Here is an 11,466-nt window from a genome sequence, read left to right as displayed (position 1 = left end):
TTCTACCTCAGCTTCAGGGTGGCAAGGCCAATCAGCACCAAAATCACGGTAATGATCCAGAAACGGACAATCACACGCGGCTCGGGCCAGCCTTTGAGTTCAAAGTGGTGGTGAATCGGTGCCATGCGAAACACGCGGCGACCGGTCAACTTGAATGACGCTACCTGGATGACGACGGACAGGGTTTCTGCCACGAACACGCCGCCCATGATGAATAAGACGATTTCCTGACGAACGATGACGGCGATGGTGCCCAGCGCTGCGCCGAGGGCCAGCGCACCGACGTCACCCATGAAGACCTGTGCCGGGTAGGTGTTGAACCAAAGAAAGCCCAGTCCCGCGCCAATCAATGCGCCGCAGAACACGATCAGCTCACCTGCGCCGGGGACATAAGGAATCAGCAGGTACTCAGCAAACTTCACGTTACCCGACAGGTAGCAGAAGATGCCCAGCGCGCCGCCTACCATAACCGTTGGCAAAATTGCCAGACCGTCGAGGCCGTCGGTCAGGTTGACCGCGTTGCTTGAGCCGACGATCACGAAGTAGGTCAGCACTATGAAGCCGACGCCAAGCGGGATACCGACATCCTTGAGCATCGGCACGATCAGCGTGGTTTCCACAGCGGAGGGCGCGGTGGAATACAGGAAGATCGCCGCGCCAAGACCGAACACCGATTGCCAGAAGTACTTCCAGCGGCTCGGCAAACCTTTTGAATTTTTCTCAATGACTTTGCGGTAATCATCGACCCAGCCAATGCCACCAAACAGCAGGGTGACGATCATCACCACCCACACGTAGCGGTTGCTCAAATCAGCCCATAACAAAGTGCTGACAGTGATGGCGGACAGAATCAGCGCGCCACCCATGGTCGGCGTGCCCGATTTGGCCAAGTGCGACTGCGGACCGTCATTGCGGACTGACTGTCCGATCTGGCGATTCTGCAAAGTCCGGATCATCCATGGGCCCAGGCACAACGCGAGCGTCAATGCGGTAAGCACGCCGAGAATCCCGCGCAGGGTCAGGTATTGGAAGACCGCGAAGCCTTTGTAGAATTGTTGTAAATACTCCGCCAACAACAGCAGCATTAATGTTTCTCCTGGCTAGAACCACACAAAGCGGCGACGATGTTTTCCATCGCTGCGCTGCGCGAACCTTTAATCAAAATGGTGGTGTTAGTGTCCTGCTCGGCGCCAAGCGCTGCGATCAGGTCTTGCTGATTTGCGAAGTGACGGCCGTGCTCGCCGAACGCTTTTACTGCGTAAGCCATTAATGGCCCAACCGCGTACAACGCCGAGACCTTACCAGCGGCATACGCACCTACATCGCGGTGACCCTGCTCGGCCCACTCGCCTAGCTCGCCAATGTCTCCGAGCACCAAGACGGTGCGCCCAGAAAAGCCGGCGAGTATATCAACGGCTGCGCACATGGCGGTGGGGTTAGCGTTATACGTGTCATCAATCAGACGAATGCCGTTAGTGGCTAACTGCGCCACCGCACGGCCCTTGACCGGTTGCACCGCAGCCAAACCCGCGACGATACCGTCCAGCGATACGCCCAGGGCATGCGCCGCGGCCGCAGCCGCCAACGCGTTGGCAATGTTATAGGCGCCCAGTAAGTTGAGCTGAATCGATGCCGAACCGGACGGACCATGCAGCGTGAAGCTAGGGCAGCCGCGTGCATCGCGGGTCAGGTCCCTGGCGTAAAAATCTGCTGCGTCATCACTCAAGGCGAAACTCAGCACCGGGCGACCCTTGGCGCGGGCGCGCCAGGTAGCAAAGGCGATATCGTCTCGATTGAGGACGGCCGTACCGTTGGCGCCCAAACCCTCAAGGATTTCACCCTTGGCCTGGACGATCTTCTCCGGCCCGCCGAACTCACCCACATGGGCGGTCCCTGCGTTGGTGATGACGGCAACCTGAGGTTTTGCCAAATCGACGGTGTAACTGATTTCACCGAGGCGGGACGCACCCAATTCGATGACGGCTGCTGAATGCTCCGGCGCCAGTTCAAGCAGGGTCAGTGGAACCCCCAACTCGTTGTTTAAATTGCCACGGGTGGCCAGGACCGATCCACGGGTACGCAGGATGCTGGCGAGCATTTCCTTGGTGGTGGTTTTGCCGCTGGAACCAGTGATCGCCGCTACCGGCTTGTCAAACCGGCTGCGATTCAACGCACCGAGTTGCGCCAACGCCTGACGAGTGTCGGTGACGACCAATTGCGGCAACACCGAACCCGGGATTTCACGCTCGACCAGCGCGCCGACCGCGCCTTTACTTGCGACGTCATTCAGGTAGTCGTGACCATCAAAATTGGGACCGGCAAGTGCGATAAACAGCTGACCCGGCACAATGTGTCGACTATCAATGCTCACCCCGGTAAAGGTGCAATCAGCGCCGACCAAACGGCCACTCAGTGGCGCAACCAGTTCACTGAAGGCCAGAGGCTTAAGCATGCGCCACCTCCCATGCAGCCAAGGCTTTGCTGGCTTCTTCGAGATCAGAAAATGGCTGACGCTGACCGTTGATTTCCTGATAGTCCTCGTGGCCCTTGCCCGCTAACACGATGACGTCCGCAGCTGACGCACTGGCAATCAATTGCGCCACTGCCTGGCCGCGTCCGGCGACGAAGGTCACGGTGTCGGCGGCAACGAAGCCTTTACGGATGTCATCGAAAATCTGTGCCGGTGCTTCGGTGCGTGGGTTGTCATCTGTGACCAACACCGTGTCCGCCAGCCGCTCGACCACTTCAGCCATTAACGGGCGCTTGCCGCGATCACGGTCTCCGCCGCAACCGAACAGGCACATCAAGCGGCCTTTCGCGTGCGGACGCAGCGCTTCGAGCACCTTTTCCAGCGCGTCAGGGGTGTGTGCGTAATCAACCACCACCAGTGGCTGATTGCCGCCACCCAATCGTTGCATGCGGCCAACCGGACCTTCCAGCGTCGGCAGCACGTTCATGATTTCGTCCAGCGGATAATCCAGCCCCATCAATGCGCCGATAGCTGCCAGCACGTTGCTCAGGTTGAAACGACCCAGCAAGCTGCTGCGCAAATGATGTTCGCCTTGAGCCGTGACCAAGATGGCGCGCACGCCATCGTCGTCGAAATGCGCATCGCGGCAATACAGCGAAGCGCTGGCGTCTTTGACGCTGTAGGTAATCAAACGCGATTCGTGTTTGTTGGCAGCCAACTGGCGACCAAAATCGTCATCCAGATTGATTACTCGGCAACGCAGGTTGGACCAGGCAAACAACTTGGCCTTGGCGGCTGCGTAGGCTTGCATCGTGCCGTGATAATCCAGATGGTCGCGAGACAGGTTCGTCAGCACCGCAACGTCGAACGCCAACGCGCTCGCCCGGCCTTGATCAAGGCCATGAGAGGACACTTCCATCGCAACGGCGCGGGCACCAGCCTTTCTCAAATCAGCGATGGTCGCCTGCACGGTGATCGGGTCAGGCGTGGTCAAGCGGCCGCTTTGCAGCGCACCGTGGAAACCGGTTCCCAGTGTGCCGACTATCCCGCAGTGCTGACCCAATTGATCCAGCGCTTGCGCGATCAGTTGGGTGACACTGGTTTTGCCGTTGGTGCCGGTGACACCGATCAAATTCAGGTTGCGGCTCGGGTCGCCGTAAAAACGCCCGGCGATGTCGGACAATTGCGCAGCCAGACCTTTAACCGGGATCAACGGAACGTCGGTAATTGGCAGTACGGTTGCGCCGTCCACTTCATAGGCCACCGCCGCCGCGCCACGTTTAAGGGCGTCACCGATGTGCGCCCGACCGTCGATTTTGGCACCCGGAATTGCCAGAAACAGATCGCCAGGGCGCACGTTACGGCTGTCGAGGGTCAACTCGCGAATCAATAGATCGCGGTCGGCATGGGCGAAAATCTTGTTCAGGCTAGAAGACATTAACCACGCCCTCCCTTAACTGCGGGCACAGCATTGACTTGCTCCTGCGTTGGCGTCGCCGCCAAATTGTCCGGGGTGATATTCATCAGCCGCAGCGTGCCCGACATCACCTTGCTGAACACCGGTGCCGATACCAGACCACCGTAGTAGCCCGCCTTGCCCGGTTCATCAATTACCACCACGATGGCGTAACGCGGATTGCTCATCGGACCAAAGCCGGCGAACAGCGAGCGGTAGGCGTTCTCTTCATAGCCCTTGGTGCCCGAGACTGTTTTTCGTGCGGTACCGCTCTTGCCTGCCACGTGATACGACGGCACCCGAGCACGGTAAACACCACGCGGGTCCTCGATCACTTGCTGCATCATGCCCTGCACGGTTTTTGCGGTCGCTTCTGGGATCGCCTGAACCGAGACCGGTGGCGAGTCAGCTTTGAGGATGGTCAACGGCACGATGCGGCCGTTGTTAGCGATGGCTGAATAAGCATGCACCAACTGCAGCGCCGTAATCGACAAGCCGTAGCCGTACGACAGGGTCGCGGTTTCGGCTTTGCGCCATTCGCGGTAGTTCGGAAGATTACCCACACGCTCGCCGGGAAAACCAAGGCCAGTGTATTGCCCCAAGCCAACGCGCTGCATGGCGTGGAAGATCGCTTCACCCCCAATGTCGAAGGCCACTTTGCTCATGCCGACGTTACTGGAGTTGATCAAAATACCGGTCAAATCAAGGATCGGGCCTTCGGTCTTGGTCACATCGCGAATCGTGTATTTACCGATCTGTAGTGTGCCGGGGTAGACCTCGACTTTGTCACTAGGCTTCCAACGACCGCTGTCCAGCGCAGCCGTCATCGAGATTGGCTTCATGGTCGAACCAGGCTCGAACACGTCGGTGATTGCGCGATTGCGCATGGCGGCCGGGATCATGGTGCGGCGGTTGTTTGGGTTGTAGGTTGGCGAGTTGACCATGGCCAGCACTTCGCCGGTTTTCACGTCCATGATCACCAGACTGCCAGCCTTGGCGTCGTTTTCCTGAATGGCGTTGCGCAGTTCGCGGGTGGCCAGGTATTGCAGGCGCAGGTCAATAGACAATGCCAAGGTCTTCCCGGCCTTGGCATTTTTAGTCACCTGAACGTCTTTGATCAGTCGACCGCGTCGGTCCTTGATCACTTGTCGCTTACCAGGAACTCCCGCCAGCCAGTCGTCGTAAGCCAGCTCGACGCCTTCGCGACCGTGGTCATCGAGGTCGGTAAACCCGACCATGTGCGCAGTGACATCTCCCGCTGGATAAAAACGCCGGAACTCTTCGATGCCGTAAACGCCCGGTACTTTCAGATCAAGCACAGCCTGACCCTGCTCTGGCGTAAGGCCGCGGACCAGATAGATAAATTCTTTATCGGCCTGCGCTTCCAGGCGGTCACTCAGCAACTTGGCGTCTTGTCCCAGGGCCGCGGCCAATGCAGGCCATTTATCCTTGGCGCCCTGCATCTCTTTGGGGTTGGCCCACAGCGTCGTCACCGGCGTACTGACGGCCAACGGCTCGCCGTTACGGTCGGTGATCAAGCCACGGTGAGCGGGAATTGGGATGTGACGAACGCTACGGGCATCGCCTTGTTCCTTGAGGAACTTATGGTCGACCACTTGGAGGTCGATAATCCGCCAACAAATCGCGCCCACCATGATCGCAAGCAGCCCCACCACCACGCGAAAACGCCACGGATACAAGGCGCCTTCGAGGTTCATCATGGGGCCACCATTCGAACTTCAGCGGCGCTTGGAATGCGCATATGCAATTGTTCGGTGGCCAGCGATTCGATACGACTGTGCGCGGTCCAAGTGCTTTGCTCAAGAATCAAACGGCCCCATTCCGCCTGTGCTTTGTCGCGCACGCTCAGCTCGCTATACAGCGAGTTCAGTAATTGCCGGTTCCAATGCGCGCTATACGCCACGCCAATTGCCGAAACCAATACACCGATGAACAGCAGCAGCATGAAGAAACTGCCGCCGGGCAAAGGCTTAAGGACAAGCTGGCTCACTTAAGCTTCTCCGCAACACGCATGACAGCGCTGCGCGAACGTGGGTTAGCTTTGGTTTCAGCTTCGGAGGCGAATTGCGCCTTGCCGAGAATTTTGATTTTTGGGTCGAATGCCTGAAAACGGATCGGCAGATCCCGAGGCATGGTGTCGGTTTCGCCTTTAGCCAGTTTGCGCATGAACAATTTGACGATGCGGTCTTCTAGCGAGTGAAAGCTGATGACCACCAACCGCCCGCCAATTTCGAGGGTTTCAAGCGCCGCTTCAAGCCCGGCCTCGAGGTCGCCCAGCTCGTTATTGACGTGAATGCGTAAGCCCTGAAAGGCACGGGTCGCTGGGTTCTTGCCTTTTTCCCACGCAGGGTTCGCGACCTTCAGCACTTCTGCAAGGTCACCGGTACGCTCAAAGCGCTGAGTCTCACGCCGTTGAACGACGGCGTTTGCCATGCGCTTGGAAAAACGTTCTTCGCCGTATTCCTTGAACACGCGAGCAATTTCTTCGGCGGATGCCGTAGCAATGAACTCGGCGGCGCTGACGCCTCGACTCGGGTCCATACGCATGTCCAGAGGGCCGTCGTTCATGAAGCTGAAGCCACGCTCCGGGTCGTCCAACTGCGGTGATGAGACACCGAGGTCGAGAAGAATGCCGTTGACCTTGCCAGCCAAGCCGCGACTTTCAACTTCGGCGCCCAGCTCAGCAAAGCTACGTTGCACAACGACAAAGCGGCCGTCTTCGGCCGCTAGCGCTTGCCCGGTGGCAATTGCTTGAGGATCTTTGTCGAATCCCAGCAAACGCCCGTCGGGCCCCAGATGCTGCAAGATCAATCGGCTGTGGCCGCCGCGTCCGAATGTGCCATCCAAATAGCAGCCATCGGTACGCACCGCGAGAGCCTCTACGGCTTCTTCGAGCAGTACGGTGATGTGGGTAAAGCCGCTAGTCATAGTCACAAGATCAAATCACGCAATTCATCAGGCATAGCGCCCGGTTGTTGAATGGCCGCCAGATCCGCCTCAGCAAGAGCGTTCCAGGCGTCCTCGTCCCACAGTTGAAACTTATTTAGCTGGCCAACTAACATCACGCGCTTATCCAACTTCGCGTAGTCTCGCAGCCGCGGTGGCACCAGAAAACGGCCGCTGCCATCAAGTTCCAGATCGACCGCATTCCCGATCAACAGCCGCTGCAGACGACGGTTTTCTTCTCGGAAAGTTGCCAAGTCACGCAACTTGGCTTCGATCAGTTCCCATTCGGATAACGGATACAGGCATAAGCAGGGGTCTACAGCGTCAATCGTGACAATCAACTGCCCGGCACTACGCGAATCCAACTCGTCGCGGTACCGACTCGGCATAGCGAGGCGGCCCTTTGCGTCAAGATTGATTGCGTTTGCACCACGAAACACAGGCGCGATCTCCGAATATTAACTTTTTACGCTGAAAAAACCCACTTCGTGCCACTTTCCGCCACTTGCGCACACTATATGAATGCGCCCACCACACCGTCAAGGCGCGGCCCTAAGGAATTCCCTTACAGAACGGAGATTTAGGAGAGGAAAATCAGACTTCGGTGCAATTTTTCAATTACTTGGACAGATAAACCCCAACGAGCTCAGAGGTCTGAGTCCCGAAGTTAATGTGATTTATCAAGAGTAAGATTTTTTTGATATTACGAAGGGCTAATGCTACGAAAAGCGGGGGAAAGAAAAAGGTGGAGAGTCGATCTGTAAGCCGGGTTCTGTCGTGAACAGTCATTCGTCTACGACGGCCATCACTGGACGTCTTTAGCAACCTACCCGGTTCCAGCGCGGGCCACGCCTTGGAACCCTATTTGGTCTTGCTCCGAGTGGGGTTTACCTTGACCACGACCTGTTGCCAGACGTGCGGTGCGCTCTTACCGCACCTTTTCACCCTTACCGGCACCGAAGTGCTTAGGCGGTTATTTTCTGTGGCACTTTCCGTAGGCTCGCGCCTCCCAGGCATTACCTGGCACTCTGCCCTATGGAGCCCGGACTTTCCTCCCCCCTCTATTGCGGAACAATAGAAGGCAGCGACTGTCCAATCGACTCTCCGCCGCCAAGGTTAGCGGCACAAACCGTCAAGAACAAGCTTTAATACGCTTTGGGCCCTTTGGCAGTTGGCAGCAGTGCCGTTGTTTATGCGCCTTTCTGCTTGTCCAGCGCTACCTGATAAAGCAAGTTTTTGCGCACGCCGGTGATTTCGGCAGCCAGCGCGGCAGCCCGTTTGAGCGGCATTTCTTCCAGCAAGAGATCCAGAATGCGCCGCGCCTCGGTACCAATAACGTCTTCATCTTCCGACGCCGTCCAACCTGCAACCAACACCACGCACTCGCCACGCTGCTGATTGCTGTCACCTTCGACAAAAGCACGTAACTCCGACAACGGCAGTCCTTTGAGGGTTTCAAATGTTTTGGTCAGCTCTCGCGCCAGCAACGCCGGGCGCTCTGGACCGAATACCGACTCAAGGTCCTGCAAGCACTCAAGAATGCGGTGCGGCGCCTCATAGAAGATCAGCGTGCGAGGCTCATCCTTCAGCAACTCAAGCCGAGCCCTGCGGCCAACTGCTTTAGCGGGTAAAAAGCCTTCGAAGATAAATCGATCGGAAGGTAAACCCGCAGCCGACAACGCGGCGATCAACGCGCACGCCCCCGGCACGGGCACCACCCGAATACCCGCAGCACGCGCTTGACGCACCAAGTGATAACCGGGGTCCGAGATCAGTGGCGTACCCGCGTCGGAAATGAGTGCAACATCATCTCCGGCCAACAAACGCGTCAGAAAACGACTGCCCTCTTCCCGCTCGTTATGTTCGTGACACGCCGCCAGCGGCGTTGGGATACCAAAGTGCTGCATCAACCGTAACGAGTGGCGCGTATCTTCGGCGGCAATTAACGCCACGTCGCGCAACACCTTCAGCGCACGCACGCTCATGTCATCCAGGTTACCGATAGGCGTGGCCACAACATAAAGCGAGCCTGGAGCGGAATTCAAAGCACCTGGAGCAGTCAAAGCGCACACCTCTTGTGTGAAACAAAAAACGCATTGTACAGATTAAGGCCTGAGCGAACGGATAGCTGCCACCGGTGAACACTGAAACAGTCTTAAAAAAACGTTTGTTTTCGTTACCGCACGACGTGAATAAGCAAAAAAAACGCCGGATCACCCCTTATTTTCCTGCGCCGGGACCAATATCACCGCTTTAACGCCACCAACATCGCGCCCCGGCCGGTGCTTGGGTACAATTCCCGCCTATTTGCTCGAGTATCAGGATCACATACATGATCGCTTGCCTGCGCCTGTTCACCGCCCTTTGTCTCGCTGCCCTGTTGGCCGCGTGTGCCAGCTCGCCGTCGTCAACCCTTGGCGAGCTGCCTCGCACACCTGACGCCAGCATCGAGCAATTGCTCGAACAAGCCGCTGCCGCCAAAACCCCCGATCAAGCTGCGACGCTCAGACTGAGCGCGGCCGACCAAGCCAATCGACAAGGCAACGTGGGCCGAGCTGCAAAAATTCTAGAGCAAGTGCCTCTTGATCAGCTCAAACCCGCACAACAGGTCTACGCCAGCACTCTTGCTGCTGAACTGGCACTGGGTCGCAACCAACCCAAGGTCGCGCTGGCAGCGTTAAGCCATCCAAGCCTGCAACGTTTGGGTGAACTGCCTATCGATCAGCAAGTGCGCACGGGCCTCGTTCAAGCGCGCGCACTAGAAGCCGACGGCCAAATCCTGGCGGCCGCCAGCCAACGGGTATTTATAGCGCCGCTGCTTAAGAACGGCGATGCCACGGCTAACCACGAAGCGATCTGGTCGCTGGTTTCCCAATTACCTCCCGAGCAACTGCAAGGCACTGGCAACGGAGACCTGGCAGGCTGGTTGAGTTTGGCCCTGGTGGTGAAAACCGCTGGCACGCTTGAACAACAGCAAGCTGCGATTGATACGTGGAAAGCGCAAAACCCGCAGCATCCGGCGGCCCAGCAATTGCCACTGCCGCTGGTGGCGCTCAAGGCACTGGCCAGTGAGCCGCTGACTAAAATCGCGTTGTTGCTGCCACAAGATGGCCCGCTGGTTTCGGTAGCCCGAGCACTGCGTGAAGGCTTCATGGCTGCGCACTATCAAGCTCAGCAAGCCGGACAAAAACCACCTGTGATCCAGGTGTTCGACAGCTCGCGGTTGACTTCGCTTGACGAATTTTACCGTCAGGCCAAGGCGTCCGGAGTGCAATTGGTCATCGGCCCGCTGGAAAAGCCACTGGTCAAACAACTGAGCAGCCATCCGCATTTGCCGATCACAACGCTGGCTCTTAACTACAGCGATTCACGTCAAGCGGGTCCACCAGAGTTGTTCCAGTTTGGACTGGCCGCTGAAGACGAAGCCCGAGAAGTCGCGCGTCGCGCTTGGGCCGATGGCAAGCGCAGCGCTGCCGCCATGGTGCCCAAAGGTGAGTGGGGTGACCGTGTTCTAGATGCTTTCCGTCAAAGCTGGCAAGCATTGGGCGGTACGTTCATCGTCGCTGAGCATGTCGACCAGCCGGTCGCCCTCGCCCAGCAAATTGCCGACATGTTCCAACTGCGTAATGTCGATGCCCGCGCCAAAAGCTTGCAGAACACCGCAGGCGCTCAAGCACCTCAGCCAACACGTCGTCAGGACATCGATTTTATATTCCTGGCCGCAACACCCCAGCTAGCCCAGCAGATCAAACCAACGTTGGTGTTCCAATATGCCGGTGACGTACCTGTGTACGCGACCTCGCAACTGTTCACCAACAGTGGCGATCAAGCGCAATACAAGGACTTGGAAGGCATTCAATTCTGCGACACGCCATGGCTACTGAACACCAGCGACCCGCTGCACAAGCAAGTGACCGCGCAATGGCCGCAAGCCGCCGGAAGCTTGGGTCGGTTGTACGCCATGGGGATCGATGCTTATCGCTTGGCACCGCGTCTGTCACAACTCAAAGCCTTGCCTGACACCCGTCTCGACGGCGAGTCCGGCAATTTGAGCCTGGGTGAAGGGCAACGTATTGAGCGGCAACTGCCATGGGCTCAATTTGTCGGCGGCCAGGTTCAACGCCTGCCGGACACCGCACATTGATCGCAGGCGCACCGCATCTGCAAGCAGGGCGTGAGGCGGAAGCCTTCGCCCTGAATTATCTCCAGCAACAGGGCTTGAGCCTCATCGCACAGAATTGGATATGCAAACGTGGTGAACTCGATCTGGTCATGCTTGATGGCGATACAGTAGTATTCGTCGAAGTGCGCTATCGCCGCCATGCGGGCTGGGGTGGAGCGCTTGAAAGCGTCGATATTCGCAAGCGCGAAAAGCTTGTCGTCGCCGCACAATATTTTCTGCAACACGCGTCACGCTGGGCTGATTCCCCCTGCCGTTTCGATGTGATTGGCATCAACGGCAACCCTGGCAAGGAACCCTCGTTTAACTGGCTCCAAAATGCATTTGACAGCTAAATCAGGCGGCAGGACTTGTCGAATCTGAATGCCTGATTTTTTGAACGACATACCTATA

The 11,466-nt window shown here is 57.6% G+C and carries 10 protein-coding genes and 1 other RNA gene; 2 read left to right on the top strand and 9 right to left on the bottom strand.

The window, feature by feature from the left end; translation table 11 throughout:
- Nucleotides 1–2 precede the first annotated feature (2 nt).
- The 9 genes from mraY to rsmI form a co-directional block, all read right to left on the bottom strand.
- Nucleotides 3–1,085 carry a phospho-N-acetylmuramoyl-pentapeptide-transferase gene (gene mraY / locus RHM65_RS10620; protein ID WP_322166024.1) on the bottom strand — a complete coding sequence of 361 codons (1,083 nt, stop codon included), beginning with the start codon at nucleotides 1,083–1,085 and terminating at the stop codon, nucleotides 3–5.
- Entirely contained in the window at nucleotides 1,085–2,452 is a 1,368-nt protein-coding gene (locus RHM65_RS10615; RefSeq protein ID WP_322184936.1) for a UDP-N-acetylmuramoyl-tripeptide--D-alanyl-D-alanine ligase, read from the bottom strand. The genes mraY and RHM65_RS10615 overlap by 1 nt, the downstream gene beginning before the upstream one ends.
- Nucleotides 2,445–3,908, bottom strand: coding sequence for a UDP-N-acetylmuramoyl-L-alanyl-D-glutamate--2,6-diaminopimelate ligase (locus RHM65_RS10610; protein ID WP_322166026.1), 1,464 nt, complete (start codon nucleotides 3,906–3,908; stop codon nucleotides 2,445–2,447). The genes RHM65_RS10615 and RHM65_RS10610 overlap by 8 nt, the downstream gene beginning before the upstream one ends.
- Nucleotides 3,908–5,647: a peptidoglycan D,D-transpeptidase FtsI family protein gene (locus RHM65_RS10605; protein ID WP_416195034.1), complete on the bottom strand. Its 1,740-nt coding sequence runs from the start codon at nucleotides 5,645–5,647 to the stop codon at nucleotides 3,908–3,910. The genes RHM65_RS10610 and RHM65_RS10605 overlap by 1 nt, the downstream gene beginning before the upstream one ends.
- Nucleotides 5,644–5,937, bottom strand: a complete 294-nt coding sequence (ftsL, locus tag RHM65_RS10600) for a cell division protein FtsL (protein ID WP_322184934.1) — start codon at nucleotides 5,935–5,937, stop codon at nucleotides 5,644–5,646. The genes RHM65_RS10605 and ftsL overlap by 4 nt, the downstream gene beginning before the upstream one ends.
- Nucleotides 5,934–6,875, bottom strand: a complete 942-nt coding sequence (rsmH, locus tag RHM65_RS10595; RefSeq protein WP_322171122.1) for a 16S rRNA (cytosine(1402)-N(4))-methyltransferase RsmH — start codon at nucleotides 6,873–6,875, stop codon at nucleotides 5,934–5,936. The genes ftsL and rsmH overlap by 4 nt, the downstream gene beginning before the upstream one ends.
- 2 nt (nucleotides 6,876–6,877) lie before the next feature.
- Entirely contained in the window at nucleotides 6,878–7,333 is a 456-nt protein-coding gene (gene mraZ, locus RHM65_RS10590; RefSeq protein ID WP_299832072.1) for a division/cell wall cluster transcriptional repressor MraZ, read from the bottom strand.
- Between the two features lie 305 nt (nucleotides 7,334–7,638).
- Nucleotides 7,639–7,997, bottom strand: an RNA gene (gene rnpB, locus RHM65_RS10585) — RNase P RNA component class A.
- An 86-nt stretch (nucleotides 7,998–8,083) separates the two neighbouring features.
- Nucleotides 8,084–8,956: a 16S rRNA (cytidine(1402)-2'-O)-methyltransferase gene (rsmI, locus tag RHM65_RS10580; protein WP_323565490.1), complete on the bottom strand. Its 873-nt coding sequence runs from the start codon at nucleotides 8,954–8,956 to the stop codon at nucleotides 8,084–8,086.
- A gap of 269 nt (nucleotides 8,957–9,225) precedes the next feature.
- On the opposite strand from rsmI, the gene RHM65_RS10575 reads away from it, so the two are divergent.
- Together RHM65_RS10575 and RHM65_RS10570 are read left to right on the top strand one after the other, a co-directional pair.
- Complete coding sequence (locus RHM65_RS10575) at nucleotides 9,226–11,037, top strand: penicillin-binding protein activator (RefSeq protein WP_322166030.1); 1,812 nt, start codon at nucleotides 9,226–9,228, stop codon at nucleotides 11,035–11,037.
- Nucleotides 11,034–11,408, top strand: coding sequence for a YraN family protein (locus RHM65_RS10570; protein WP_322166031.1), 375 nt, complete (start codon nucleotides 11,034–11,036; stop codon nucleotides 11,406–11,408). Before RHM65_RS10575 ends, RHM65_RS10570 begins: the two co-directional genes overlap by 4 nt.
- The last annotated feature ends 58 nt before the right edge of the window (nucleotides 11,409–11,466 follow it).

The organism is Pseudomonas sp. CCI4.2 (genome assembly GCF_034350045.1).
Lineage (GTDB): Bacteria > Pseudomonadota > Gammaproteobacteria > Pseudomonadales > Pseudomonadaceae > Aquipseudomonas.
The sequence above is the reverse complement of the archived record's forward strand: the minus strand, read 5'-3'. Positions and strand labels throughout refer to the sequence as shown.

Coding starts and splice junctions, on each gene's coding strand:
- RHM65_RS10615 (WP_322184936.1), bottom strand. CDS start 2,452: ATGCTTAAGCCTCTGGCCTTCAGTGAACTGGTTGCGCCACTGAGTGGC.
- mraY (WP_322166024.1), bottom strand. CDS start 1,085: ATGCTGCTGTTGTTGGCGGAGTATTTACAACAATTCTACAAAGGCTTC.
- rsmH (WP_322171122.1), bottom strand. CDS start 6,875: ATGACTAGCGGCTTTACCCACATCACCGTACTGCTCGAAGAAGCCGTA.
- RHM65_RS10610 (WP_322166026.1), bottom strand. CDS start 3,908: ATGTCTTCTAGCCTGAACAAGATTTTCGCCCATGCCGACCGCGATCTA.
- RHM65_RS10575 (WP_322166030.1), top strand. CDS start 9,226: ATGATCGCTTGCCTGCGCCTGTTCACCGCCCTTTGTCTCGCTGCCCTG.
- RHM65_RS10605 (WP_416195034.1), bottom strand. CDS start 5,647: ATGATGAACCTCGAAGGCGCCTTGTATCCGTGGCGTTTTCGCGTGGTG.